The organism is Vibrio sp. KUL78 (assembly GCF_059725505.1).
Genome location: NZ_AP045837.1, coordinates 1,624,647 through 1,649,261, shown reverse-complemented (window position 1 = coordinate 1,649,261; position 24,615 = coordinate 1,624,647). Strand labels below are relative to the sequence as shown.

Sequence of the window (24,615 nt, the reverse complement as noted above, 5' to 3'; positions counted from 1 at the left end):
CCTATAAACATATCAAATGATATACCAGTTTGATCGTTTTCTCAAACCAGACTCCAGAAACAACAAAGGCGACCACTGCGGTCGCCTTTAGCAAATTCAAGCGTCTTATTTGATGTTCAAGAATGCTGCACCACGAACACCACCTGAATCGCCGTGCTTCGCTTTAACAATCTTAGGACACTTAGCCACAGACATTAGGTATTTAGGCACGCGCTTTGGCATCTCTTCGTAGATAAGCTCAAAGTTTGACAGACCACCACCTAGCGTAACGACATGTGGGTCGTTCGCGGTGAAGATATTTGCAAAGCAGATTGCCAATAGCTCCATGAACATATCAACAAATTCAATCGCATCCGCATCGCCTGCTTCGCGAGCTTTAATGATGTCGATCGCTTTTTTACTCTCGCCGTAATAGTTAGCGTAAAGCAACTCGAAACCGCGACCTGAAAGGTAGTTATCTAGACAGCCTTTTTTGCCACAGCCACAATCAAGCAACGGTGCTTTCTCACCAAGGTGGAACCATGCATCGATAGGTAGACGCATGTGGCCCAACTCACCCGCAACGTTGTTGCGACCAGAGAACACTTTACCTTCGTAAATTAGACCGCCACCAAAGCCAGTGCCTAGAATTAGACCCATAACTGATGGGGCATCTTGTAGCTCATCATCCCACGCTTCAGAAAGCGCGAAGCAGTTTGCATCGTTCTCTAGCTTAACTTCGCGACCGATCTTTGCTTCTAGATCACGACGAAGCGGCTTGCCCTTTGCACAACCAATGTTAACGGTCAGTACCGTACCATCGTCTGCATCTTCCATACCCGGAAGACCAAGACCAACCTTACCCTCTGTACCCAACTCTGCATCGTACTTTGCTACAAGACCAGCAAGTGTGTCTAGTAGTACTTGGTAATCATCAACAGGTGTTGGAACGCGCTCAGTTGCCACACGTTCTAGTTTTTCGTTGAAAGCACCAAACTCAATTTTTGTGCCGCCGACGTCAAAGCCGTAATACATGAAACTCTCCTTGAAACCTCAAACCGAGGCAAAAAAATAGATAATTGATGGCATTATCCATATCCCTACCCCCCTCAAACTGTGATGGAGCCCCAATTTATACCTTTGCTTGCACTGCTTGGCTAACAAGTCGTCACCTAACTGAACACAATTAGAGTCAGGTCTCGTTTTTTATTAGACCTATGAAATTATTCAGTGCCGGGCGAGACATATCGGAAGAAAAACGTGTCTTGCTCAACATATAACTTTCACGGAAAACCGCAAACCACTCAGACAAAATCATCGCGTTTCTTGAAGCGCCAAATTGCTCAAAAACCAAACTCGCGACTTCGGCAGTCGCTAGGTGGTCTTCTTTCTCTGATTTTCGCATCATGTAGTTAGATACAGCTTCTGGTTTGATCGAACAAACTGGGAACCCATCTAAGTATGGAGACTTGCGAAACATTCGTCTCGCCTCGCGCCAACTGCCATCAAGCAAAATGAATAGCGGCTTTTTACCTTCCAATGAAACTAATTTCGTCTCAGACAACACGCGCTTTTTGTCGTCTACATACTCTTCTGGAAAGATAATGATAGGTTGTAGGGTCTCATCTTTGAGCAGTGCCAACATCTCAGGATTAGGCTCAGTACGATGCCAAGGAAACGCATAGCCCTGTTCTACCGTATCAAGTATCAAGCGACCTGTGTTACTCGGCTTTAGGATTTCAGCATCAGATACAAGAAGCATCACCGCAACATCTGAGCTCGGCTCTGGCTGGTGCTCACAGATACAATATTGCTGTGCAATTTGGCATGTTTTACAGCGCACCACTTTTGCTCCGCGAGCATTAAATGGTTTGGTTGCAGCGGCAAGGCGCTCGTCGTACATTGTATGGAAGGCGTGGCGTCTCATGTTGGTGTTACTCTGATAAAAGGTGGCGGGATTCTACTTCGCCCGTCACAGATAGTAAAAGGAAACTCATCATTAATGGAAAACAGTGACTCAATTCGATTAGCGATTTTTCTCTCTGTACTAATAATCTGTGCAGTATGGGAATGGTGTGCGCCTCGAAAAATCCGCACTCGTAGTCGCTGGCTACGCTGGACGAATAATCTGGGCTTGGTTGGTTTTAACTCACTGACACTGGCCTTGGTGATGCCTTTACTCGCCATCGAGTCTGCAGTAATCGCCGCCGAGAACAATATGGGTTTATTCCATTGGCTTGAGCTTCCTCTATGGCTCGCTTTACCTTTGTCGGTCGTACTCCTTGATGCTGCTATCTACTTTCAGCACCTCGTTTTTCATCGTATTCCTTTGTTATGGCGTTTACATCGTATGCACCATGCGGACCGTGACATCGATGTCACCACCGGAGCTCGATTCCACCCTATCGAAATTGTGCTCTCAATGTGGATTAAAGTGGCAGTTGTTATGCTATTGGGCACACCGGCCTTAGGCGTCTTGGTATTTGAGGTCGTATTAAATGCTAGCGCCATGTTTAACTACAGCAATGCCAAGCTCCCACTTAGCGTTGATAGATGGCTAAGAAGGGTTGTGGTCACCCCTGATTTTCATCGTGTTCACCACTCAGTCATTCCAAAGGAAACCCACTCTAACTTTGGCTTCTTCTTATCAGTTTGGGATCGTTGGTTTGGTACCTACCGCGCGCAACCTGAACTCGGTCACGATAGAGTGGAGATTGGCATACCTGAGTTCTCAGCGCCAAACGAACAAAGGCTGGATAAACTACTTACCCAGCCTTTTAGAAACGATTCAAGCCTTGATTAGATTCGGTTCAGCTCGTACTTGTGCAACATTGCTTGCTGGTGCCCAGCAATCTCAGCGACCTGTTCGGCGCTCTCGACCATAGATTCAAGCTGCATGTTTGAATGCTGACCCTGGTCTGTTACATGAACAATGGCGCGCCCTACTTCAGCGGTTGCCCTTTCTTGCTCTTCTGTTGCCACAGAGACCTGCTCAGCGCGTTCGCGAATGTGGTTTACCGATAATGCAATATCGGCAAACGACGCTTTTACCCGTTCACTTGACTCTAACGCGTGGTTCATTTCACCTCGTGATTCAATCACAGATTGTCGAGAATCTTGAGCGGCATGCATTAAATCAGACATCATTTGACGGATGTTCGTAGTTTGCTCCGAGGTATCGCTTGCAAGCTTGCGAACTTCATCGGCAACAACCGCAAAACCACGCCCCATCTCGCCAGCTCTTGCTGCCTCTATGGCTGCGTTAAGCGCAAGCAAGTTGGTGTTATCGGCAATGCCACTGATCATATCGACCATCTCTTGGATCTGTTTTACTTTTACCGTCCAACTCGTTCATCGACGCTTCGTTGTTGCCTAGCGTTGTCTCAAGAGAATGTAAGCGCTCTTGGTTGTCTTCCACGGCTTTAAGACCCAGCGTAGCGAACTCTTCAGCTTGTTGAGAATCGGCAAATGACGCCGTTGTCACCGTGGCGATCTCTTTAATCGACGCTTCTAATTGAGTCACGGTTGCCACCATGCTGTCTAGCGACTCATTTTGGGCAAGTAGGCTACTGCGAGTCTCTTCAGCTGCGCCATGGCTAATTTCTGCTGTTTGATACAAGGTCTCGCAGTTCCTTGTCACCACTTCAATAGAGTCATGAGTCGAAGCGATGACTTGGTTGAGCTTGCGTGCAATATCGCGCACCTCCGATGGACCGGACATGATCACATCTCCCGTCAAGTCATGCTCTACTAGTCGCTTCAACTGGCGTGTAATGTTCTTGAGAGCGCGATTTACCCAACGTCGTAACCCAAAGAATACCGAAAGTACAACAATAACCAAAACCGTTGTTGTGATGACAAGAGTAACAATGTTGGTTTGAATCGTGTCATTAACCACTGACTGACTCTCATCAATCAACTTTGCTGCCGTATCAGATATGTCGGAGAGAAGTTGAGTCGTTTCATTCGCCAACACTGCTGCATTCGCTAACTCCTCTCTCTGAGTCGTCACAAGCTCTAAACGTTCAATGATCTGGCGTACCACACCTGTTGGCTTGAAGCCTTCTTTCACCATCTCATAAGGTGCTGTGAAGCTTGGGAACTCGCTAATCTCTGGGTGCCACTCTTCAAACTGATCGTAGGCTAAGTTGATACTCGCATAGCGATTTCGCATTTGACGGTATTCAGCATTCGCTTTTTTGAGGTCGGTTTGCATCATTAGCATAAGGAAGGCACTTTCCATGGAACTTGCCGCTGTGACAACTCGGGTCGCAGCATCCGCTGAGGATGGATTATTCTGAGTAAACAGCAAACTAATGCGGTTCATTTCTTGCCCCAGTGTGCTAATTGCATAACGAAAGCCTGACACCTCTTTATCAATGTTGGCGTCCATCGCTAAGATGTCCGACTGATAAGCAAGAATCGCCTGAGTGGCCTCTTGGAGTTCGAGAATTTTTTGCGCTAGTAAATCGCGTTGTTCTGGCGTTACCGCGTTGCCCATTTCAGCAGCGATAGCGAACAGATTTTGGACTTTGCTATCACTTTGCTCGACAAGTTCGGTAATGCGCAATCTGGTTTCTTCTAGCTCTTGTGTTGAATCAAGCTGTGTGCCGTAATTGAGAAGTTTGACCTGCTCTAATACATCTTGCGTCAACGCGGCATTATTTAACGAAAGCGGTAATGCGTTCTCTGACAAATTATCAAATTGCTGCTTTACTTGATTTAGACCGTTAGCACTTAACAAACTAACGCCAACAAATATGAGGATAATAGTTAAGAAAATGGCACTTAAAGCGTGCACGAGTGAGATGGAGCGTGTTCCCTTGTTTGGGGATGTCATAATCAGTCCGTTGTCTTGATCAATTAAACTGTAACCAAATCGGTCACTCATTCGTACAAGTTAATGATTTGGTATAGAATTATCGGAAATACTAGAGAGCGTTAATGACGTTTTTATTACATTTAAATGTAAGCAGTGTGACAAATGAAAGTTGTTAAATTATTGATTTCATACAGTATGGTAGCTTTATTGGCAGCGTGTTCTAGCCAACCGCAGCGCGCGCAACACACTCAGCAAAGCTACAACACTCAAGAAAATGCCGCGTTTTTAGCAGAATATAAAAAGTGGCAAGGTGTGCCCTACCGACTCGGTGGAACTAACTATTCTGGCGTAGACTGTTCAGCTTTTGTACAGGCGGTATATAAAGACGCTTATGCTTTGTCATTGCCAAGAACCACAGCGCAACAAGTAAAAGTTGGCGAGAAAGTCTCTTACAATAATGCACAAAGCGGTGATTTAGTCTTTTTCAAAACGGGAAGAAAGACTCGGCATGTCGGTATTTATTTGGGGGGAAATACCTTCATGCATGCATCAACATCGAAAGGTGTGGTGCTTTCTAGATTAGATAACCCATACTGGGCGTCTACTTTTTGGCATTTTAGAAATGTGCAATAACCTTTCTCCTATCACCATTATCGACAAGAGAAAGGTCAATATCATTTAATCGTACTTTGCGACAGCGGTATCAAATAAATTTTTAACCAACGCAATGTATTCATCGAGAAAAGCGATTTGCTCGTTCGTCGCTTTTTTATTCCAGACTCCCGCCAATACCTCTTCCAGGTCTTGAATAACCAAGTCGACTTCTTTTAGCAACTTGAAGCGAACACTTGAGTGAAGCTCTGGGTTCTGCTCAAAGACCGCCATGATGTTAGATGCCACCATATCGGTTGATACATCCTCAATCGTTTCTTCGCCGGTATCCCCGACTTCTGAGGTGAACACACTTAAATTGAGTGCAAGGTGTTCGATGAGTGCTTGATAGCCGTCAGTATCTACAACCACGACTGCTCTCCTAGCAATTACTTAAATATGACAAGGTGTTAACCATAGCAAACCTAGGTCACGTTTGTAAGAACACAAGTGGAAATTCGGGTGGCATGTCAATGAATCTGTGCGCTGACAGTATGTTATGTAAGCAATATTGTTCTACACTAGCGATAGTGTTGGCAGGCGGGGGGTAATCTATGTGGCAAGCAATTTCAGATCAGCTTTCGGAAACGCTCATGTTCGAGTTCAATATTACCGAGCGAATAAAAATGAGCGGCGGAGACATTAATCAGTGCTACATGATTAGTGATGGCGACCAACGCTACTTTGTTAAACTCAACGACAAAGACTTCATAGCGAAATTCGAAATCGAAGCCGACAACCTCACAGCGTTGCGTGAGACCAATACTGTGCACGTACCTGAGTTGGTATTAATCGGCAAGACCAAAGAATCTGCGTTTATTATCCTTAACTATATCCCTGTCAAACCTCTTGATACCGGTCCGGCTAGCTACCAGTTTGGAGAAGAGCTTGCCAAACTCCACAAATGGGGCGAGCAGAAAGAATTTGGATTTGACCAAGACAATTACATCGGTGCAACGCTCCAACCTAATCAATGGCATAAGAAATGGTCACGCTTTTTCTCAGAGCAGCGTATTGGTTGGCAACTACAACTGCTTAAAGAAAAGAAAATCACTTTTACCGACATTGATGACTTCGTTGAACTGGTGAACGAGCAGCTCTCGGGACACAACCCCAAGCCTTCTTTATTACACGGTGATTTATGGTACGGAAATGCCGCCAATACGGCATTTGGTCCAATTTGCTATGATCCTGCCAGCTACTGGGGAGACAGAGAGTGCGACCTAGCCATGACTGAATTGTTTGGTGGGTTTAGACAAGAGTTCTACGATGGCTATGAGAGTATTCTCGCGATTGAGCCAATGTACGAATACAGAAAGCACATTTACAACCTTTACCATGTTCTCAACCACTGTAACCTGTTTGGTGGTGAATACTTAGACCAAGCAGAAAAGCTTATCACCACCATCCAATCATCCTAACTGCTTGTCACAACAATCAATCGGCTTTGCTCAGCTTGGAGAATGTCTTCGAGTTTGGTAAAGCCGTTTTCATTGCTACCCTCACTACTATTCTCATCGAACAAACCTTTTGGGTTAAACCAATTGGCTCTGAGCCCCGCCCGCAATGCTGGCTTAATATCCCTTTGAGTTTGGTCACCCGTCATCACCAATCGCTCTGGTGAGACGTTTAGCGTACTCGCGATAGTTGGGAAAAATTCGGCGTCATCTTTCGTCACACCCAAATTGCTATAGCAAAAATATCCAGATAAATACTGAGCTAGCCCAACTCGCTCAAACGCTTTATGAATATCTCTTTCAGCCGAATCCTTGGCATTAGTGGCAACGTAAACCGGACAAAGAGCGGATAGACCTTTTAGTAAATCAGCCGCACCCTCAACCGCCCTAACTTCAGTCCAATCGCACATTTTTCCTTGTTGCGAAGGGTCGTCAAACATCAAGGTATCTCCCCAGTCGAAAAGATAAATGTGGTTTTGCAGACGCCATTGCACTTCTAGTGCCTTCCATTCCTCGCGTAGAACACCATACTTAACCGAATCATAGTACTCTCCTCGGTAGTATCTAACTTTACGCAGGCGCGCCTCTTGCTGCATCCCCAGTTTTTCTGCGCAACGCATCATACGAGGGTTTCCAGACCAGGTTGTTAACCCAACACGTGCAATGTCTAGCGTATTGAATAGATGGCTTACCCAGGACACTAAAGCTTTCTTGCCGATACTTCTGCCCCACAAAGTAGAGTCATAGACTAATACACCGACTTCAAGCCACCGAGTTGCCTTATCTTCCCAATAATAACTGACGGTACCAATCGCTCGTCCCAAATACTCGATGACCAATGCATCTTGACCTTGTTTCAGTCGCGAAAAGTAGTTGTCCGCAAACTGCGCTTGGGTCGGCCTTTCATAACCAAAGTAAGGTCCGTTGAGTTGAGTCCAGTTTTCATCACCCGTCATAAGATCGTAGATTGCCGGTAGGTCTGCATCGATTGCTTGGCGAAGAATGACATCTTGAAAGCTTAACTTAATCATACCTTTCTTACCTCGCACTCATCGAGTGTCTGCCAAGAATCTGCACCATCAAAGTATCGAACATGCAAATTGGCCAAGTTGTCCGCAAGTCTGAAATTAATCGCTGTTCGCGAACTATCGGCTTTGCTACTAGAGGTATAATGAGTAACGCATCCACAAATAGAGCAATGTTGGAAATCGATGTAACCATCTCCCCATCGATACGCTTTGGTCTCAATTTTTTTGATTGTCACTAACACATCTTTTGGCGAAAAGTACCCCCAAAGCGCTGCATAACGTCGACAGATAGAACAATTGCAGCTAGTGACGGACTCTGGCATAGATTCAAAAGAGAGTTGAACATTTCCGCAGTGACAACTTAGTGTGTGCTTTTCATGATGAATAGCTTTGTGCATGATGATTCCCCTATTTTCCGCCTGACACATCAATAAAAGTGCCAGTGACAAAAGACGCATCATCGGAAAGAAGCCATACGATAGCTTGAGCGACTTCCTCTGCCTCGCCACCTCGTCCAAGTGGGATCTGAGCAGCAAGTCGATTAACTCGCCCTGGTTCTCCACCATCGGCATGCATCTCTGTGTGAATCAATCCTGGCCTTACTCCGTTTACACGGATATTGCGCGAAGCAAGCTCCAACGATAACCCTTTGGTTATCGTATCCAAAGCACCTTTACTAGCCGCATAATCGACATACTCAAATGGCGAACCGCTTACCGAAGCACGTGAAGATACGTTAACAATACTTCCTCTATCCGAACTCATGTATTTCACTGCCTCGCGACAGCAAATTAGCGCACCTGTCACGTTGGTCATCAAAATCTTGTTGATTCTCTCACTTGTCAGTGCCTCTAACGTGCACTGCTTGCTCAATATGCCGGCATTGTTGACCAGTCCGTCTATCTCGCCGTGCTTTTTATAAACCTGACTAAACATGGCGACAACTTCATCTTCATTTGCGATATCGGCTTGATAACTCCAAGCTTGACCACCTTCTGCTCTAATAGACTCAACCAACTCTTCTGCACGGGTTTTATTCGCTAGGTAGTTCACGATTACGCGGTGTCCCTGCTCTGCCAATAGCTTTGCCGTCTCACTGCCAATCCCTCGGCTACCGCCTGTAACAACAATTAAACGCCCCATAAGTACTCCTAAAATCCAATCATTGAAATGGCAATTGCCAACATAATGCAGCCGACAAGGGCTTCAAGGATCTTCCATGAAATCGGTTTATGAAAAATGGGTGTAAGTAGCCGAGCACCGTAGCCTAAAGAGAAGAAAAACACGAATGATGCCGTCACAGCGCCCAAACCAAAAGAAAGTTGCTCTGGCGCATATTGAGTCGATATCGATCCTAAAAGAACGACCGTATCGAGGTAAACATGAGGGTTAAGCCAAGTTAGCGCTAAGCAGATAAGCACGGTTTTCGTTAGGCTAGAGTTCGCATCTCCTTCTGGATCAAGTTGATGTGAGCTGGAAATCGCCGACCGAAAACTCTGGAAGCTATAGACAAAAAGAAAAGCAGCACCCGCGTAACGGGCGACCTGTTCAACTTGAGGGTATTTTTCAATCACCACACCGAAGCCACTGACCCCAGCGGTAATCAAAGCGGCGTCAGATATCGCACAAACGGCACACACAACAAAGATGTAATGGCGTTTAAGCCCCTGCTTAAGTACAAATGCGTTTTGAGCCCCAATGGCAAGAATCAAAGAAAGACCGAGCGAAAAACCAGTAAAAAAGACGGCGATATCCAAACTAACTCCAGTTTACATCCATATAACAAGCTAGTTTGTAACGTGTAATTAGTTGAATTTCAATCTAAACATCATTTTCATGCCGTACCGTAACGAAGACATCATCACTGTCTAGAGTCACTTCGAACAAAATAGGGCGGCAGCAAACATAGCAATCTTCTATGTATTCCTGACCGTCGACCGTGCAATCGATAGAGGTCTCGAAAGCCTCACCACAGTATGGGCAATTAACCCGCCACGCTCTGATTGCTTCCATGTTCAATCCTTTTTTGCTTTTTCAGCAAGTTTAGAATTTTAACGAGACATTAACAAATCATATCCTAATCTCTGTATGCACACTAACGCATAAGGAGAGAAACGTGAACGTTCTTATCGACACCGACGTCGACTTCGATGATTACATGGCAATGCTCTATTTGCTTAAGCACCCAGACATCAAGGTTGATGGAATTTCAGTTACTGGCACAGGTGATGCGCACCTTAGTCATGGATTACGCAATGTAAGCAACATGCTCACACTAACTGGTAACCCAAAAGATCTCACGATACCCGTAGTTAAGGGGTTCAATTCCCCTATGAGATATAGCAACACTTTTCCGGGGAGTGAAAGACAAGCTGCAGATGACCACTATGACGCGGCATTTCCTTTTACAAATCCACATCAGGTCCACATGGATGCTATTCCTTTTTTAGCAGAGTATTTACTAAGCACCAAAGAGCCGGTTACTTTGCTTTGCATAGGAGGAGGCACTACTTGGGGAAATTTTCTGGATTACGCAGAAAAAAACAGACCATTAGCCAGTGCAATTCAAAACAAAGTTGAACGTGTGGTCATGATGGGAGGTAACCTCACTAAAGAGTTTGTAGAGCCTGGAGCTGAAGGTAACATTCAGCCAACCTTAGAAGCACCACCCTGTTATACCAATAAGGTCGCCGAATGGAACATCTTCATTGACCCATTAGGGGCTCAAAAAATTATACAGAGCAAACTTAACCTAACTCTCGTTGCGCTAAATGCCACACAACAAGTCCCAATCACAAGTCACTTTGTCGAGGCGCTAGCGCAAATTGAAAACAACAGCGCTCGTTTTCTCACTCAAGTACTCGCCAGTGACTCTATCGCGCCAGGAATTGGCGACTATTTGGATTTTTGGGATCCGCTAGCGGCGTCTGTAATTACTAATCCTGAACTCATCACAACTACTTCTTTTCCGATTCGAGTTGAGCAAACGCTCAATGAAGAAAATGACACCTCTGGTCAGATCTTAATTGACGAGACAAACGGAACCTTCGTTGAAGTCGCTCTTTCTGCAGATGCCGAGGCTACCTACATTAACTACCTAAATATTATAAGTGGTGACAACGTCACCATATGAGATAAATACGTCAGAAGACTAGGAAAACAATATGGATAATCTACATTACATGCCACGTACATTGCTCAGCACATGCCTGTTGTTAACACCACTTGCAGCACTAGCTGACTCTCCTGCGTGGAATAACGCAGTAAATACACCACCCAGTGATTGGCAGGGCCCTACCTTCGAACTCAGTGATGAATACCCTACCGAAATGCCACCAGCATGCACCACTGCGACTTGCCCTTGGCTAGCAATTAAACTTCCAGATCAAGTCAAAAGTGTTGATTTTAATGATACAGGGGTACCCAATTGGTCAACTGAACCAGTTTACAACGAATACATCACCAGCATCCTTAACTACATCAAACAGGGTCAGACTATGGACCTAAATAATGCTGAAGGCCTAAAAATTAACGTTGATGGCCAAACTCGTTGGTACCATATTCCATGGATGGCTTACGCTCAAAAAACTGGACGTGAATTTGTTCATGGTTTGACGAACGAGCGGACCGCACACCTTAGCGATTTCTATGGGGTTGGCGCACCAAGCTCAGATACAGGTCGAGGCTTTGAAACTTGGGCCGTTGGCATGTACAACGATATAGGTGCCTATACCGTTGGCCAGAGTTTCAATAGCGATGGAAAGCCCGTGCTAGAAACAATCAATGGCATTACGTCCACTAAGGGCATGCCATTTAACGAGGGAACGGTCGTCGTTAAGTTCCTGTTCTCAACCGTTACACCTTCAGATGTGGACTACTTACAAAACTCACCCAAATGGCAAGCGAATAGGCACGTAGAGACCAAATCTGGCTTTGAGCAATGCTCACGAAAAGTTCAAGATGTCCACTTGGTCCAAGTAGATGTTGCCGTCGTAGATAGCCGCTCTCCTAGTCGTTGGGTTTATGGCACTTTTGCTTACATCAATAACAATGGTAAAAGCGTTTGGGATAATCTCCAACCTGTTGGTTTGCAGTGGGGAATGGATCCTTGGACCTTCCCAGCCGTGCCAAAGGACGAGTCAATAACGGCGCGTCAAAGCGTACTCAACACCAGTATCAGACACTATGAGCACTTTGGCTGCGAGGGTCGATTGGCTGGGCCTGTCGACAACAAGCTAAGTTCATGCCTTTCTTGTCATGCCGGCGCATATGCCAACCCTGACGATTCAAACCCTCAGATGGGTGTGACTATTCCCCCTATTTTTGGATTTGACGGTTTGTGTGAACAATACAGTCAAGAGAACGTGAACTACTTTCAGACAACACAATTCCCTCAAGCATACAGTGGTGGAAATTACCCAGAACTACTGAATTTAGATACTTCTCTTCAAATGCAAATAGCCGTACAAGAGCAAGCCAAGTACGCTGCGAATTCACCACGTGAATGCGAGGAGTAAGCAATGAGAACTAAACAACAATTACTCGCCGTATTGGCGGTATTTTCGTGTTACGCCTTCGCTGAAAGCCAGGAAGAACTATACAGAGACCTAGAGCCCAAGCTCTCTGGACACTTACTTAGTGAAGTTCCTTCGCAGCCCTTTGCCGCTTCTGGCGTAGTGAAAAGACCTTTTTTTGACTATTTCAACTGGCAAAATTTTATAGCCCTAATGTGGCCCTCCAATGCGAATAGCCACGGCGAACCATGGCAGCCAGAAAGTCATGAGGCGTTTGGAGACTATTCCGGGGGCAAATTGCCAGTATGGCTCGGTTGGAAATCCGCGTTTGATCTCTTTCCTCAAAATGGCTCGAAGCCCGTTGCATGGAGCGCAAGTAATGGCACGGCTATCTGTAAGAATGGTGACTATAAGGGACAACCTGTCCTAGTTAGCGGGTCCAAGTTTAGCACCGTCGCTGATGAACTCGATCAAGCGTTTAGTGGGCCTTTGGTTGACCAAACAGGATTGTTTACTAGATATGAAGTAAGGGTCAATAAAGTCGAATATGACTTTATACGTGAAAGAGGTTATTACAATCGTTCAAACTGGCCAGCTGGTGAGGACATCATCTTGCCGTCGGGTAACGGAAAAGACAAAGAAGGTGTGATTGAGGTTAAAGCCGCATGGCGAGATCTCAGTAAAGTAGCGGAAGAGTATCACTCTCGCTTTTTTACATTAGACAACGCCATTGTATCGATACCTGGAACCTGTGATGATAGCCCCAATGCCATGATGCGCTGCGACTGCAGTACTACCAAAGTCGGCTTAGTTGGCTTCCATATCGCGCAAAAGACTCCCGATTTCCCGCAGTGGGTGTGGGGTACTTTTGAGCAGGTAGATAACCTCGGTGAAGACCCGTCAACACCGAAAAGCATGACGCCTTCCTACTACGATCCTGAGCTTTACAAACGTGAACCTACGGTACTGAGAGCGAACCCCGCCCAGCATCCAGGATCTAGCCGAGTCCCAGCACCTGGCGATTTCTCTGATTCTACACCGATCAATGTCGTTCGGCTGAGTCAAATCCCTGACACGCCAGTACGAGACAATGCTAAAAATCTCGGTTATTCCACCATTGATATGAACACTCGATACCGAAACCTTTTGAAAGGAACGGTTTGGGAACACTATCAACTTATCGGCTCGCAATGGCCGCAACTGCCTTCTGCGTCACCCAAAACACCAACAGATGGTGATTTTGGGTGTGAGGACGGAACATCGGTGCAAGCAGGCGGCATGCCCTTCCCCCGAGTGTCAATTGGCAAACGTTACGATGGAAACTTATCACCAATACGATAGCTGTATGAACTGCCACCAAGGAGCGCAAAGAGCAGGCGCTGACTTTAGTTGGATTTTAGCAACACGTGCCTACTCGGACACCAAATCAAAAGGAAATGACAATGACAAGTAGAACAAAGAAAACAAGCTCGGCTCTGACCAAGAGTACAGATTTCAGTCATACCGAGAAGCTAACCGCTCAGCTAAAAATTGAAGGGCAAGGTGTGGTGGCTGTGAGCGCTGAACGTGATGGCGACCTGACGTTCTTAGAGTTTTGCTTTGGGATCAACAAACGAGCAATGAAGCTATCGGTGACCAATATTTCCACTACACTACAAGGTCTAGACTCGTCTGGCGAGTGGGTAATTCTCACTAGTTCTGAGAGTGTCATCGATCGCGATCCACAGTGCCAATATTGGATAAGTGTCGATGGGAATAATGCCGTTGTTCGCTATGGAAAAGGAGAGATAAGAGGAGATACCGTTCTCTTGGAGTACGGAATTGAACACGATGAACTGTACCTAAAAGGTAGTGACATCGACCATGAATCTCAAAGCTGGTTGAAGCGGGTCAAGACAATCGACATTCTGGCTTCAGACAATCGCCTCGAACAACGAATCCTCCAGGACCCTGTTACCATCGATCCCCCGCTCTTTGTGACAAAAATAGAAGAGATCAGCATGGATGAGATAGCGTTTCATCATAAAACCGTTGCTGCCAATCTTACTCCTGCATGTCAACAGCTATACGCTAATATTTCCGGTAAAAGCTTTGTTCTTAATACGGAGGCATTTCCTGAGTTTGAACAAGCTATCAATGAGAGCATTAATGACGTCAATGGCTGGTGCTATCAGACACTACAATCCAAGGCTGGTGAATTTGGTCAAGATGCACCGAAAGAGACCTATCTGCGCATTACGATGGGCGTCAACCAAGGTGAATCTCCGGGCATCCCTTATGTGATGGAGATATGGCCTTGTGGTCACTACTCGCCTATTCACAACCATGGTGATGCCAACGCAATTATTCGCGTACTTTCGGGTGAAATCACCGTGCACCTTTTTGCCATGCTGTCCAAGTATCACGATGACCCCAAACCGTTCGCTTCTCAATCTTTTATTACCGATGAGGTAACGTGGCTATCGCCCGGGTTAAATCAAATTCATCAATTAAGAAATGAAGCCACTGACGGTCGAGCCTGCATCACTATTCAGTGCTATCAATATAGTCACAACAATACTCAGCATTATGAGTATTTTGACTATCTCAACCCTACAGAACGCACTATCGAGCAGTTTACACCTAATAGCGATATGGGTTTTCTAGAGTTTAAAGCGAAGATGTGGCAAGAATGGCGAGAGCGACATGGTAAGTAGATAAAGATAAAGCCAGTGGTGTTTAACATCACTGGCTCCTAACAAACTAGAGTGCTCTAGTCATAAATGTGCTATTTGGGTCGAGTACATAATCCGCGAATGGTTCACATTCCACGAATCCATGACTCAGATACAGTGACCGTGCGGCAAGAAAATAGTCTTCGGTGCCTGTTTCTAAGCTCAAACGCGTAAAGCCACTCTGTTTGGCTTGTTCAACTAGATGAATGAGTAATGACTTAGCAACTCCCTTCCCCCTAGCTTGGTGCGAAGTGCGCATTGATTTGATCTCTGCATGCCCGACGTCTAGAGCTTTAAGGGCGATACAGCCGAGTAAACACTCTCCATTCCAAGCAGTCCAGAACTCTACATTCGAATGCCTTAATGCGTCGATATCGAGCGCGTGAACGCTCTCTGCTGGTGATGTGGCGTACATGTCATCTAAATGTTCTTGTAGCAATGCCTTTATTTGAGGACCTTTTAAGTCATCCTTAACAATGTTCAACTGTCTCTCCCTCTGTACAAATCTGTTGTGTCTATATACTTCCGTTCACCGATAATTTTTTATGGCTAACGCGTAACCCGCTATGGTGACTACTGCACTTTACCACGTAAGGCTTTGGTTTGACTCTTACGCTTCTTGTTATCCACCCGTCGTTTCTGTGATGCTCTAGTCGGCTTGGTAGCTCTGCGAGCTTTTTGAACGACGGTCGCAGAAAGTATGATCTGCTTGAGCCTCTCTAGGGCGTCTTCACGATTTTGCTCCTGAGTCCGGAACTGTTGAGCTTTTATGATGATGACGCCTTCTTTGGTGACTCTTGAATCAGTTAAAGCTAGGAGTCGCTCTTTGTAGAAATCGGGTAACGTGGAGCGCTTGATATCAAAACGCAAGTGAATAGCTGAGCTCGTCTTATTGACTTTCTGACCACCAGCCCCCATCGAGCGAATAGCGGTCAGTTCTATCTCCCAATCGGCGAGTGTTACTGTATTTGAGATCTTTAACATAGCTATCTAGAGCGAATAATCAAAGACGACAATGTCTTCTAGAATTGGACGAAACACTGCCTTTAATGCGTCATGCTCTGGATGCGGAAGGTAATTTTGGCGCCCGGCTTCGTCACGGAAGGTCATCAACACAGTATGTGTATAGTGTTTATTCTTACCTTCAGGGCTATCGTTTACGCCCCACTCTACAGCGTCTACTCCTCCCACTTTCGAAGGCATCGCCTCAAACAGTGCCTTTAGCTCACTGATGTTTTGTTCCGTTGCGGTTGGTTTAAACTGAATGAGGATTATATGGCGTATCATGCTCATCACCTTATGCGTGCTGTTGGCGCGTTAACTTATTGAATTTAAGTGATGGTACAGAATATATCGTCAACACTCTAGCAACTTAATATCTAGTTCCAATGAAATGAACAGGGAAAGGTACTCCTTTCCCTGTTCTTTGAAATATTAAGAATTATCAGATGCGGCGTCTTTTACCATATGCAAATGCACATCTTGTTGTGGGAATGGGATCGAGATGCCCTCGCGATCAAATCTAAGTTTGACCTCTTTAGTGATGTCCCAATACACATCCCAATAATCATCTGTTTTAACCCAAGGTCTGACGATAAAATCGACCGACGAAGTATTCAAGGTATGTACTTTAATATTGGGTTCTGGGGATTTCAGAACGGCTGGATGAGCATGAACGATATCAGTTAAGACCTGCTCTGCTTTAAGTAAGTCATCGCCGTAGCCAATACCAAATATCATGTCTACGCGTCGAGTACGTTCGTGTGTGACATTCTTGATGACGTCACCCCAAATCTTGCTATTTGGAACGATGATAATCTGGTTGTCGAAGGTGCGAATAGTCGTGTTTACTAGACTCATATGGCTCACCTTGCCATCTACGCCACCCGCAAATACAAAATCCCCCACATCGAAAGGACGGTAGATGAGGAGCATCATACCAGCAGCAAAGTTAGACAACGTATCTTGGAGCGCGAAACCAATAATGACACCCGCAATACCGAAACCGGTTAGGATTGGCGCAAGATTCAAACCGACCTGCGATAGCCCCACCATGATACCGATAACCCAAACAATGTTACCTGACATCGAAACAAAGAAGTTTTGCATCAGATGGGACAGTTTGAGGTTTTTATTGATTACCGCCTTCGAGACAACTTTTCGTACAAGCCTTACTATCGCACGGGTTACGAACAAGATGAGTAGAAAAATAAGTACCTGGAACAGCTGCTGTGGAGCATTATCTGCGAGCCAATCAACAGCTTGACTCCACCAATGGCTTATTAGTGAAAGCATTACTTTGGCATCGAGAATATCCTGTGTAATGTTGCCAGTAATGGAGAACACCTGACGCTTATACTCAGAGGTATCTAGTCCAACTTCATCACCCAACACAATGAGGTTTCTTAAGCTTTTTGTCTCGATGCTTAGGCGCTGTTTAAGAATCAGCTGGCTCGTTTGCAGCCCTGCTTTATCACCTTCTGGGGCCGACGCTATTTGCGTGCTTATTGCACTTGCTTGCTGTCCAAAATACTCAATAGACGCTGACGTTAAACGAAGGTTTTTACCAATAAGGACTTCAAACTCCGCTTCTGCTTCCTTGTCTTGTACATCCAGCTTTTCGAGCCATACTAGGTTTTGCCAGCTAGCGTCATAGGCTGAGTTCAAGTATTCCTGAAGCTCACTATAAGTGTTGAGAATAGACAACTTGCTCTCGTCTTTAGCCGCGTTAAACTGCTCTGTCACCTCTTCAATCTTCTTCTCGAGGTAAACTTTTGCTCCCGTCGTATATTTCTGTTGGACTCGAACTTGTTCGATCAGCATGTCTTTCGGCAATGAATCAGCGTCAATGGCATTACCAATTACTTCCCGAAGTTCATTGTTCTTGTTGAATAAACGAAACTGAATCGCGTCTTTTTGATCACCACTCGTCACTTTCAAAGATTCGGATAAATCACGAATTTCGCCATTCACACGTGCCAACGCAGCTTCCGCTTTAGAGGTTGCAGGCGATGCTGTTTGAGCAGGTTCACTTTCTGCATATAACAACCCGCTAAAACAAGTCAATGAAAGTGATAAAAGTAGCGCAGCCCATATACGTCGGGGGGCAAAAGAAGAAGGAACACTCATTCAAAACTCCTTGAAGGTGCTAGGCTTTTTTATTAGTTACCTAATAATAGAACACTATTGCTCACTGCCTACCATCTCTAAATTGAGATTGTCTATATGATCACCGTCTACAACCAATAGCAAGTCTTTAAAAATCTAACCATCGTCTATGCTTAAGAAGATTCTCACTTCAAAGGAGTTACACATGGGCATTATCTCATGGATTATTCTAGGACTGATTGCAGGCGCCTTAGCAAAATGGTTAATGCCGGGGAATGATGGTGGTGGCTGGATTGCAACTATGCTTCTCGGAATTGCCGGCGCTTTTGTTGGTGGTTTTATTGGTGGATTTTTGGGATTTGGCGGGGCAAGCGGAATAAATATCGGCAGTATTATTACTGCGACGCTCGGTGCCTTTATCTTACTATTTGTCTACAACCGATTCTTAAAAAATTAAATATTGACAGAGCGCAGTACGGTTCTAAATCTTTCCTGCGCTCTTTATCTGCGGCTTCAAGAGGCTAGATATCTAAATTGGCAGACGAGTTAAACGAATACATCTTCACTTCCTGACGCACCTCCCACCCCATGGACTTATAAAACATCTGAGCTTGTTCATTCTCAGTGTTCACGAATAGATGGGTTTTACTGATACCAATATGGGCGAAGGCGTCGGTTACTTTTTCAACCAAGGTTTTTCCGATGCGTTTGCCACGATAATCTGCCCCAACCGCAAGATGCTGAAGGTATCCACGCCGACCATCAGTACCCGCAAGCACTGCACCAACAATCTTGCCATGGACAATGGCGACAAAACTCATGTTCGGGTTTTTATCGAGATACGAGGTGACGTTTTCTCGACTGTCAGCCTCACGAATCAACATATGTTCAGTCTCTTGCCACAACGCCATCACAGCATCATAGTCGGCGACTTGCATTTCACGATACGACACGTTCACTTGAGTAACTCCTTTTTACCTCAACGACTTCAACGGTGTAATTTACATACCACTTATCTTTACCTAGGAGCTGAGCCTTTTTATGTAAAGGGTCATCTCGCCATCGCGCGATATCTTGCTCACTAACCCAGTAAGATATGGCTAACTCTTGATTACCTTCACAGCTGCTGACAAAGTCTATACATCCGTATTTTGACATGGCGAGATCACGCAGTTGATTGGCGTAGAGAGAATACTCCTTATCTAGAGTTCGAATAGTAGCTTTAAAGATGACGGCAAACAAATCTGGCCCCTTGCTCTGTTTGTCGGTATTGGACGGGATTCAATATTGAGCTGTATCAGGTGCAGTCGTACCTAGATTCCATGTCTGATACCACTTTCATGAGAAGATCCTCTAGTGCTGAACGATCAATTTTTTCCAAATTCGTGATGTAAAGGCATGATTTAGCGGTTTTTACTTTTGCCCAACGCGGCTAACTCTTTCTGAAATTTTTCAAAGCCTTGCATTACGTAAATAGTCGTGTTGCTCTTTCTAGGAGAGAAACCCGTCATCAACCAAGAATACGTTCCACGCGTGTTAGTGTATCGGTATTCTCCAAATCCGATAATACTCTCTCCCCACATAACTGGCTTGCGACCCGTAATTTGAGTGAACATTGTGAGTAATGTCTCAGCATCCTCACGGCGCTGCTTATGTTCTACGCTTTCGATAAATTCGACAGGGCTTGCGTCTGATGGTCGTGTTTTTAGAGATGACATGGCTTTTCCCTATTTTGGTTATCTCGTTATAGCTTAAACCCTTTTGCCTCTATAACTGAAAGCTTCTTACCAAGATGGCTACTTTCCATAGCAAGCTCAATCAATCGAATAACTTGAAGCGCTTCTTCTGGTTTTATGGGAGGTTCAAGGCCATCCTGAATCGACTTGGCGAGTTGTTTAAAGTAGTCCTGATAAGCCCCAAGTTCAGTCTTTACTGTCTCTGCTCCTTCATCTTGATACAGCATACCGTAGCTCTCCTGTGTCTCTTCTGACCAATTTAGTGTATTGGGAAGCACGCCAGAGATTAGCCGCGCTTCTTGAGGATCAAAGCCACACTTCTCATAGTTTCCTAGTGTTCCCTTGACGGTGAAACGCCGATTAGGTCCAGCATCAAACATATCACCATGCAAAATCGCCAAATGCTCTGGATAATGGAGAATCACATGAAAATAATCGACATTAGTCGAGCTTTCACGTCGCATTTTGCACTCAGCGCTGACATAGTCCGGGACACCAAACAGCTCCACAGCTTGGTCAATAAGATGGGAACCGAGATCGAATAAGATCCCACCACCATCCGTTGTTTGTTCACGCCAGCGTTGACGGACTTGTGGCCGGAAACGGTCATAGTGGGATTCAAAATGTTTGATGTCCCCAAGCATCTCTTCTTCAATCAACTTTTTGACCGTAAGAAAGTCACCATCCCAACGTCGGTTGTGATAGATGCTCAAAACTCGATTGTGCTTTTTCGCCATTTTAATTAACGCTTCTCCGTCTTCAATACGGGTCACAAACGGTTTCTCTATCACCACATGTTTACCACTTTCTAGCGCTAGCTTCGCCAATTCAAAATGAACATGGTTTGGGGCGGTAATGATGACTAACTCTGCATCCGTATCCTCGATCATTGAGGTTGCGCTGGTGTAGTGTTTAACATCTGGCAACCTAGTATTGACCTCACCCGCTTTACTGGTGCTGATAGCGGTCAGTTCAAACTCAGGTAAGGTGGTGATAAATGGGATCTGGAAAGTTTTGGCGGAAAATCCATATCCGATGATGGCTGTTTTAATTCTCTTCTGTGTCATTGAACACTCTCTTTATTGATTAGTGACTACGGCATCATCAGCATTTCACTTAAGCGAAACCCTTCACTTTTCGCTTAACGTAACTTAAAAAATGCAAATTAACTTACGAAACCGCACAAACACGAATAATATTGCACATTAACTTACGTAATTTCAAGTTTAATCACGAACAAAGTGCTACATCGGACTTTTAACAACGAGTTAGCAAGTCAAGATAAGTGGTTTTACGCACATATAAGTATTTATTGATATTCACTTACGCTACAATGACAAGCAGATGCAGCAAAGGATCAAACAATGACTCAAGAAGAACGATTGATAGCGATCGAAGAGCAGATAAAAAACCACGGAAAAGTCACCATCGAAGAGATATGCCAAGCCTATGAAATCTCTTACGATTCAGCTCGGCGAGATTTGGTTAAACTATCAGAGCGACCGGGAATATTGAGAATTAGAGGTGGTGCAATCTTAGATGAGAAAACCGTTAGTCTCTCATTTCATCAAAGGTCTGGTACGGATCCAATCAAGCTGCAGCTTGCCAAGTTTGCCGCTTCCCTAGTAGAAGAGAACGATATTATTTTCCTCGACGCCGGTACGACGTGCACGGCGCTCGCTCAAAACCTCTCAGTCAAATCAACGGTCATTACCAACTCAATTGAGAGCTTGAGTGCCTTAAGTCATAAGCCCAACGTTCGAAAAAGTGTGCTTGGTGGCGCATTCGACGACTTCTCACACGCCATCCTGGGCGATATGACTATTGAGCAGATAAAAAAATATCAGGCAAGCAAGGCGTTTATAGGCATTGGTGCGATATCAGAATCTGGCATCACTACCGATTTAGAGACCGATGCCAACCTGAAACTGGCGATGGCAAAGCAGTCTAAGCAAGTAATTTGTGTGGTGGATAGTACTAAGTTCAACACGCAACTGATGTACCAGTCTTGCACATGGGCGGATATTGATATCGTTGTCACGAATCAGCGACCACCAGAGAACATCATAAAACAGATTGAGCTTCATGGTGTGGAAGTAGTTATCCTTCCTGAGGTATAACAACCAAAACCACAGTACATCTCCTGTACTGTGGTTTTAGCGCAGAAGTGTGCGCTATCGCTCACCTAACACTTCAAACTCATCATAAGTCAAACGAGATAACCCATCTTCTTGTATCTCCCACAACTCTTTGTGTACCACACCGAACGCTTTATTCATGGTCCAATCGGCACTCAAAATGTAGCCAGTGTCATTCTCTTTTACCCACTTCACATTTGTGTAGTCAACGTCGGCAAATCCCTGGTCCATAATGCCTTGCCAAAACGCTTCAATGGCCTCACGCCCCTCAAAAGTACCAAATGGTTTGGTGACCATTACCGCATCCTCGGTATATCGTGCTGCACAGCCTGCTGCATCTTGGCTATTGAACGCCGATTGCCAACCTGAAATACCTGCTTTTGACTGTTCTAAAACGGATTCACTCATCATTTTTTCCTACTGTTCCCGTTGTTGATAAACCAATATTAGGCGTACAATTACCAATGAAAAACAAAGCAATCAGAAAATTCTGTTCTATAAAACAGAACAATAATGAATGAGTGGTTAATCAAGGTACTTATGAACAAGCTACGTCTAATGTCAGTGTTTGTGCAGGTAGTAGAAAGTGGTTCTATTTCCAAAGCAGCAGATAAACTGGATGTCTCCAAATCAGTGGTCAGTACTGCCCTCAAGCAGCTTGAGCAAGAGCTCGATACCACACTACTTAAACGCACAACCAGAAAACAGACCCTCACCTCCCCAGGCGAACGCTTCTATGCAAAGTGCGCACAGATGAGCGCGATCGCCGAAAGTGCTTGGATTGAGGCCTCCGCCTCTCTTCAAGAGCCCAAAGGTAGGCTGACCGTTACCGCGCCCCACGCACTAATGAAATCGATTGTCTTGCCAAGCCTCACTGCCAAATTCAAAGATCATCCACAAGTAAGCTTAAACCTGATCGCTGACGACAAACATGTTGATCTTATTCAAGACGACATCGATCTTGCCATTCGTATAGGAAGCTCAAAAAATTCCAATTTGAAACAACGTAAACTTGGAGAGTTTGTCGATCTGCTTTGTAGTGCTGACACTAACAACATCGATGTTCGAGCATCACCATACATCGCGCAGCATTGGCAGTCTGAGCCAATTACACATGAGTTAGAATTCAATGGTCGAAGTGAGACTATCAACTTCCCTATCTCACATAGAGCCAATACGGTTTTTGATGTAGTTAGTTTGATAGAAACAGGGTTAGGTATTGGATTGGTTCCCGACTTTATTCTTAATGAACACAAGAGCGTAACCGCTATCTCAGACGCGCGACCAACGAAAGTGAATTCGATTTATGTACTGCATCCGTATCAAGCGCATGTGCCGCTGGTTGTAACGCTAGCTATCGAAGCTATCGAGCACGCGATAATTACATCCCTAGGCTCAAAGTGATAGGACACCCCTGGAGTGCCCTATTCGTTTATCTTAAAACTTCGCCATATACGACTTATCAAGCGGCATTCTGAAATCCTTACCCATCATGTCGTAAACATTGAATTGGACCGTATTCCAGTTTTCATCGAAGTTGTACTCGAATACCGTGTCACCTGTTTCAAGACTCTGCGTGATGGTGTATTCCGTAGCGTAGCCTGACATACCGTGACCAAAGTCTTTGTATGGCGCATCTACTGGCACTCGGAATGGAACGGTTGACAACTTCATCATGCCATTGGTAACACTTGTCGGTTGCTCTAGGTGACTCATAAAGTAGTTTGCGTGTAGGAAACGACTGTGAGAGTTACCGTTGCCGATTGAACCATAATCGGTATCACGCGTTGCGTCTTTAAAGCGGGGTTCCACTTCTTTAAGTTGCTCCAACTGAATCTTCATCGATGGATCGTTAGTCATGACCATAGCATCGTCACCTCGATAGGAATTGATGCCGTCTTCATCCATCTCGATGACAAGACGGTCACCACTCTTATCGGTTACCGACCAGTGCAGTTTCATTTCAACTGGCATACCTTCCATATCAATGGATGCAAACTCAATGTTTGGCAACGCTTTCACTATTTCATCAACTGATGCGTAGCTGGCCAGTAAGTACTCTGCTACCGTAAACTGAGTCACCTCAGAGCCTTTTGTTGCTTTCTTCATTGTCATGTCAGGGTAGAACAGTGCGTTTACCTGCAAACCTTCGCTATTGACGCCATCCGCGACTAGTTCGCCGTAAGCAAGCACGGCAACCATGTCATACTTAACCGTATATTTGTCACCCAAGCCGTTGCCTTGGATGGCTCGGATGTCACCTTTGTTGATATTTCCCAAGACAGGTTTGGTCGATTCCATCCAATCCATTGTTCTTGAGGTAAAGGTGCCAAGCTCAGTATTCCAAGCTACTGATGTACATGCGTCAGCGATGCCCGAAGCCATAGTGCCAGCAAGAAGTGCGATAGTTATTGCTTTTAATTTCATGGTAACTCCAAATCACGTTAAGGAACGATATGGAGTGTAAA

28 protein-coding genes and 2 pseudogenes are annotated in these 24,615 nt (G+C 45.1%); 10 read left to right on the top strand and 20 right to left on the bottom strand.

The annotated features are described in order from the left end of the window. Positions 1–105: 105 nt before the first annotated feature. Together nagK and AC6I8Y_RS07835 are read right to left on the bottom strand one after the other, a co-directional pair. Positions 106–1,014 carry an N-acetylglucosamine kinase gene (gene nagK, locus AC6I8Y_RS07840; protein ID WP_498021356.1) on the bottom strand — a complete coding sequence of 303 codons (909 nt, stop codon included), beginning with the start codon at positions 1,012–1,014 and terminating at the stop codon, positions 106–108. Between the two features lie 157 nt (positions 1,015–1,171). Then, the gene (locus AC6I8Y_RS07835) at positions 1,172–1,906 is read right to left on the bottom strand and encodes a tRNA-uridine aminocarboxypropyltransferase (protein WP_498021355.1); all 735 of its coding nucleotides are present in this window, start codon (positions 1,904–1,906) and stop codon (positions 1,172–1,174) included. A gap of 75 nt (positions 1,907–1,981) precedes the next feature. On the opposite strand from AC6I8Y_RS07835, the gene AC6I8Y_RS07830 reads away from it, so the two are divergent. Beyond that, the gene (locus AC6I8Y_RS07830; RefSeq protein ID WP_498021353.1) at positions 1,982–2,782 is read left to right on the top strand and encodes a sterol desaturase family protein; all 801 of its coding nucleotides are present in this window, start codon (positions 1,982–1,984) and stop codon (positions 2,780–2,782) included. Here the strand turns inward: AC6I8Y_RS07830 and AC6I8Y_RS07825 are convergent. After that, positions 2,779–4,819: pseudogene (locus tag AC6I8Y_RS07825) on the bottom strand (methyl-accepting chemotaxis protein). The gene AC6I8Y_RS07830 and the pseudogene AC6I8Y_RS07825 overlap by 4 nt on opposite strands. Positions 4,820–4,963: 144 nt before the next feature. Here AC6I8Y_RS07825 and AC6I8Y_RS07820 point away from each other — a divergent pair. Further along, positions 4,964–5,434 (top strand): C40 family peptidase, encoded by a 471-nt coding sequence (locus tag AC6I8Y_RS07820; protein ID WP_394152305.1) that lies wholly within the window; start codon positions 4,964–4,966, stop codon positions 5,432–5,434. 45 nt (positions 5,435–5,479) lie between these two features. Here the strand turns inward: AC6I8Y_RS07820 and AC6I8Y_RS07815 are convergent, their stop codons facing one another. Further along, positions 5,480–5,824, bottom strand: coding sequence for a DUF3802 family protein (locus AC6I8Y_RS07815; RefSeq protein ID WP_042475645.1), 345 nt, complete (start codon positions 5,822–5,824; stop codon positions 5,480–5,482). 182 nt (positions 5,825–6,006) lie between these two features. Between AC6I8Y_RS07815 and AC6I8Y_RS07810 the strand changes: the two genes are divergently transcribed. Then, complete coding sequence (locus AC6I8Y_RS07810) at positions 6,007–6,873, top strand: fructosamine kinase family protein (protein WP_394152303.1); 867 nt, start codon at positions 6,007–6,009, stop codon at positions 6,871–6,873. Here the strand turns inward: AC6I8Y_RS07810 and AC6I8Y_RS07805 are convergent. The 6 genes and pseudogenes from AC6I8Y_RS07805 to AC6I8Y_RS07780 all read right to left on the bottom strand — a co-directional run bounded on the left by AC6I8Y_RS07805 (position 6,870) and on the right by AC6I8Y_RS07780 (position 9,950). Then, the gene (locus tag AC6I8Y_RS07805; protein WP_498021464.1) at positions 6,870–7,319 is read right to left on the bottom strand and encodes an HAD family hydrolase; all 450 of its coding nucleotides are present in this window, start codon (positions 7,317–7,319) and stop codon (positions 6,870–6,872) included. The two genes, AC6I8Y_RS07810 and AC6I8Y_RS07805, sit on opposite strands and share 4 nt — an antisense overlap. Positions 7,320–7,403: 84 nt before the next feature. Beyond that, positions 7,404–7,940: pseudogene (locus AC6I8Y_RS07800) on the bottom strand (GNAT family N-acetyltransferase); the annotation flags it as partial. Continuing rightward, the gene (locus AC6I8Y_RS07795; protein WP_394152301.1) at positions 7,937–8,335 is read right to left on the bottom strand and encodes a GFA family protein; all 399 of its coding nucleotides are present in this window, start codon (positions 8,333–8,335) and stop codon (positions 7,937–7,939) included. The pseudogene AC6I8Y_RS07800 and the gene AC6I8Y_RS07795, both read right to left, overlap by 4 nt. A 10-nt stretch (positions 8,336–8,345) precedes the next feature. After that, on the bottom strand, positions 8,346–9,080 hold the full coding sequence (locus AC6I8Y_RS07790; RefSeq protein ID WP_498021352.1) for a glucose 1-dehydrogenase: 735 nt from the start codon (positions 9,078–9,080) through the stop codon (positions 8,346–8,348). 8 nt (positions 9,081–9,088) lie between these two features. Continuing rightward, positions 9,089–9,688, bottom strand: coding sequence for a LysE/ArgO family amino acid transporter (locus tag AC6I8Y_RS07785; protein ID WP_498021463.1), 600 nt, complete (start codon positions 9,686–9,688; stop codon positions 9,089–9,091). A 70-nt stretch (positions 9,689–9,758) separates the two neighbouring features. Then, entirely contained in the window at positions 9,759–9,950 is a 192-nt protein-coding gene (locus tag AC6I8Y_RS07780; protein ID WP_394152297.1) for a CPXCG motif-containing cysteine-rich protein, read from the bottom strand. 103 nt (positions 9,951–10,053) lie between these two features. On the opposite strand from AC6I8Y_RS07780, the gene AC6I8Y_RS07775 reads away from it, so the two are divergent. The 4 genes from AC6I8Y_RS07775 to AC6I8Y_RS07760 all read left to right on the top strand — a co-directional run bounded on the left by AC6I8Y_RS07775 (position 10,054) and on the right by AC6I8Y_RS07760 (position 15,147). Continuing rightward, a complete protein-coding gene (locus AC6I8Y_RS07775; protein WP_498021350.1) occupies positions 10,054–11,070 on the top strand; it encodes a nucleoside hydrolase in 1,017 nt (338 codons plus the stop codon). A gap of 31 nt (positions 11,071–11,101) precedes the next feature. Beyond that, on the top strand, positions 11,102–12,454 hold the full coding sequence (locus AC6I8Y_RS07770; protein ID WP_394152293.1) for a hypothetical protein: 1,353 nt from the start codon (positions 11,102–11,104) through the stop codon (positions 12,452–12,454). 3 nt (positions 12,455–12,457) lie between these two features. Beyond that, positions 12,458–13,792 (top strand): hypothetical protein, encoded by a 1,335-nt coding sequence (locus AC6I8Y_RS07765; RefSeq protein WP_498021348.1) that lies wholly within the window; start codon positions 12,458–12,460, stop codon positions 13,790–13,792. 101 nt (positions 13,793–13,893) lie between these two features. Next, the gene (locus tag AC6I8Y_RS07760) at positions 13,894–15,147 is read left to right on the top strand and encodes a cysteine dioxygenase (protein ID WP_394152289.1); all 1,254 of its coding nucleotides are present in this window, start codon (positions 13,894–13,896) and stop codon (positions 15,145–15,147) included. 46 nt (positions 15,148–15,193) lie between these two features. Here AC6I8Y_RS07760 and AC6I8Y_RS07755 read toward each other — a convergent pair whose 3' ends face one another. The 4 genes from AC6I8Y_RS07755 to AC6I8Y_RS07740 form a co-directional block, all read right to left on the bottom strand. Next, positions 15,194–15,649: a GNAT family N-acetyltransferase gene (locus AC6I8Y_RS07755; protein ID WP_394152287.1), complete on the bottom strand. Its 456-nt coding sequence runs from the start codon at positions 15,647–15,649 to the stop codon at positions 15,194–15,196. Positions 15,650–15,738: 89 nt separating this feature from the next. Next, positions 15,739–16,149, bottom strand: a complete 411-nt coding sequence (arfB, locus tag AC6I8Y_RS07750) for an alternative ribosome rescue aminoacyl-tRNA hydrolase ArfB (RefSeq protein WP_498021345.1) — start codon at positions 16,147–16,149, stop codon at positions 15,739–15,741. Positions 16,150–16,155: 6 nt separating this feature from the next. Continuing rightward, the gene (locus AC6I8Y_RS07745; RefSeq protein ID WP_498021343.1) at positions 16,156–16,452 is read right to left on the bottom strand and encodes a Dabb family protein; all 297 of its coding nucleotides are present in this window, start codon (positions 16,450–16,452) and stop codon (positions 16,156–16,158) included. A 147-nt stretch (positions 16,453–16,599) separates the two neighbouring features. Then, positions 16,600–18,294: a mechanosensitive ion channel family protein gene (locus AC6I8Y_RS07740; protein ID WP_498021341.1), complete on the bottom strand. Its 1,695-nt coding sequence runs from the start codon at positions 18,292–18,294 to the stop codon at positions 16,600–16,602. 184 nt (positions 18,295–18,478) lie between these two features. Between AC6I8Y_RS07740 and AC6I8Y_RS07735 the strand changes: the two genes are divergently transcribed. Next, a complete protein-coding gene (locus tag AC6I8Y_RS07735) occupies positions 18,479–18,730 on the top strand; it encodes a GlsB/YeaQ/YmgE family stress response membrane protein (RefSeq protein ID WP_252014399.1) in 252 nt (83 codons plus the stop codon). Between the two features lie 64 nt (positions 18,731–18,794). Here the strand turns inward: AC6I8Y_RS07735 and AC6I8Y_RS07730 are convergent, their stop codons facing one another. The 4 genes from AC6I8Y_RS07730 to AC6I8Y_RS07715 all read right to left on the bottom strand — a co-directional run bounded on the left by AC6I8Y_RS07730 (position 18,795) and on the right by AC6I8Y_RS07715 (position 21,076). After that, on the bottom strand, positions 18,795–19,211 hold the full coding sequence (locus tag AC6I8Y_RS07730; protein WP_394152397.1) for a GNAT family N-acetyltransferase: 417 nt from the start codon (positions 19,209–19,211) through the stop codon (positions 18,795–18,797). Position 19,212: 1 nt separating this feature from the next. Next, the gene (locus tag AC6I8Y_RS07725; RefSeq protein ID WP_498021339.1) at positions 19,213–19,515 is read right to left on the bottom strand and encodes an antibiotic biosynthesis monooxygenase family protein; all 303 of its coding nucleotides are present in this window, start codon (positions 19,513–19,515) and stop codon (positions 19,213–19,215) included. A gap of 161 nt (positions 19,516–19,676) precedes the next feature. Next, positions 19,677–19,991, bottom strand: coding sequence for a DUF1801 domain-containing protein (locus tag AC6I8Y_RS07720; RefSeq protein WP_498021337.1), 315 nt, complete (start codon positions 19,989–19,991; stop codon positions 19,677–19,679). 26 nt (positions 19,992–20,017) lie between these two features. Further along, positions 20,018–21,076 (bottom strand): oxidoreductase, encoded by a 1,059-nt coding sequence (locus AC6I8Y_RS07715; RefSeq protein ID WP_498021335.1) that lies wholly within the window; start codon positions 21,074–21,076, stop codon positions 20,018–20,020. 297 nt (positions 21,077–21,373) lie between these two features. Here AC6I8Y_RS07715 and AC6I8Y_RS07710 point away from each other — a divergent pair, with 297 nt between their 5' ends. Beyond that, on the top strand, positions 21,374–22,129 hold the full coding sequence (locus AC6I8Y_RS07710; protein ID WP_498021333.1) for a DeoR/GlpR family DNA-binding transcription regulator: 756 nt from the start codon (positions 21,374–21,376) through the stop codon (positions 22,127–22,129). Between the two features lie 54 nt (positions 22,130–22,183). Here AC6I8Y_RS07710 and AC6I8Y_RS07705 read toward each other — a convergent pair whose 3' ends face one another. Further along, entirely contained in the window at positions 22,184–22,555 is a 372-nt protein-coding gene (locus AC6I8Y_RS07705) for a YybH family protein (RefSeq protein WP_498021331.1), read from the bottom strand. 132 nt (positions 22,556–22,687) lie between these two features. Between AC6I8Y_RS07705 and AC6I8Y_RS07700 the strand changes: the two genes are divergently transcribed. Continuing rightward, entirely contained in the window at positions 22,688–23,551 is an 864-nt protein-coding gene (locus AC6I8Y_RS07700) for a LysR family transcriptional regulator (protein WP_498021461.1), read from the top strand. A 33-nt stretch (positions 23,552–23,584) separates the two neighbouring features. Here the strand turns inward: AC6I8Y_RS07700 and AC6I8Y_RS07695 are convergent, their stop codons facing one another. Next, complete coding sequence (locus AC6I8Y_RS07695; RefSeq protein WP_498021329.1) at positions 23,585–24,574, bottom strand: linear amide C-N hydrolase; 990 nt, start codon at positions 24,572–24,574, stop codon at positions 23,585–23,587. Positions 24,575–24,615: the final 41 nt, after the last annotated feature.

Coding starts and splice junctions, on each gene's coding strand:
- nagK (WP_498021356.1), bottom strand. CDS start 1,014: ATGTATTACGGCTTTGACGTCGGCGGCACAAAAATTGAGTTTGGTGCT.
- AC6I8Y_RS07835 (WP_498021355.1), bottom strand. CDS start 1,906: ATGAGACGCCACGCCTTCCATACAATGTACGACGAGCGCCTTGCCGCT.
- AC6I8Y_RS07830 (WP_498021353.1), top strand. CDS start 1,982: ATGGAAAACAGTGACTCAATTCGATTAGCGATTTTTCTCTCTGTACTA.
- AC6I8Y_RS07820 (WP_394152305.1), top strand. CDS start 4,964: ATGAAAGTTGTTAAATTATTGATTTCATACAGTATGGTAGCTTTATTG.
- AC6I8Y_RS07810 (WP_394152303.1), top strand. CDS start 6,007: ATGTGGCAAGCAATTTCAGATCAGCTTTCGGAAACGCTCATGTTCGAG.
- AC6I8Y_RS07805 (WP_498021464.1), bottom strand. CDS start 7,319: ATGTGCGATTGGACTGAAGTTAGGGCGGTTGAGGGTGCGGCTGATTTA.
- AC6I8Y_RS07795 (WP_394152301.1), bottom strand. CDS start 8,335: ATGCACAAAGCTATTCATCATGAAAAGCACACACTAAGTTGTCACTGC.
- AC6I8Y_RS07790 (WP_498021352.1), bottom strand. CDS start 9,080: ATGGGGCGTTTAATTGTTGTTACAGGCGGTAGCCGAGGGATTGGCAGT.
- AC6I8Y_RS07780 (WP_394152297.1), bottom strand. CDS start 9,950: ATGGAAGCAATCAGAGCGTGGCGGGTTAATTGCCCATACTGTGGTGAG.
- AC6I8Y_RS07770 (WP_394152293.1), top strand. CDS start 11,102: ATGGATAATCTACATTACATGCCACGTACATTGCTCAGCACATGCCTG.
- AC6I8Y_RS07765 (WP_498021348.1), top strand. CDS start 12,458: ATGAGAACTAAACAACAATTACTCGCCGTATTGGCGGTATTTTCGTGT.
- AC6I8Y_RS07760 (WP_394152289.1), top strand. CDS start 13,894: ATGACAAGTAGAACAAAGAAAACAAGCTCGGCTCTGACCAAGAGTACA.
- arfB (WP_498021345.1), bottom strand. CDS start 16,149: ATGTTAAAGATCTCAAATACAGTAACACTCGCCGATTGGGAGATAGAA.
- AC6I8Y_RS07745 (WP_498021343.1), bottom strand. CDS start 16,452: ATGATACGCCATATAATCCTCATTCAGTTTAAACCAACCGCAACGGAA.
- AC6I8Y_RS07740 (WP_498021341.1), bottom strand. CDS start 18,294: ATGAGTGTTCCTTCTTCTTTTGCCCCCCGACGTATATGGGCTGCGCTA.
- AC6I8Y_RS07735 (WP_252014399.1), top strand. CDS start 18,479: ATGGGCATTATCTCATGGATTATTCTAGGACTGATTGCAGGCGCCTTA.
- AC6I8Y_RS07730 (WP_394152397.1), bottom strand. CDS start 19,211: ATGCAAGTCGCCGACTATGATGCTGTGATGGCGTTGTGGCAAGAGACT.
- AC6I8Y_RS07720 (WP_498021337.1), bottom strand. CDS start 19,991: ATGTCATCTCTAAAAACACGACCATCAGACGCAAGCCCTGTCGAATTT.
- AC6I8Y_RS07715 (WP_498021335.1), bottom strand. CDS start 21,076: ATGACACAGAAGAGAATTAAAACAGCCATCATCGGATATGGATTTTCC.
- AC6I8Y_RS07710 (WP_498021333.1), top strand. CDS start 21,374: ATGACTCAAGAAGAACGATTGATAGCGATCGAAGAGCAGATAAAAAAC.
- AC6I8Y_RS07705 (WP_498021331.1), bottom strand. CDS start 22,555: ATGAGTGAATCCGTTTTAGAACAGTCAAAAGCAGGTATTTCAGGTTGG.
- AC6I8Y_RS07700 (WP_498021461.1), top strand. CDS start 22,688: ATGAACAAGCTACGTCTAATGTCAGTGTTTGTGCAGGTAGTAGAAAGT.
- AC6I8Y_RS07695 (WP_498021329.1), bottom strand. CDS start 24,574: ATGAAATTAAAAGCAATAACTATCGCACTTCTTGCTGGCACTATGGCT.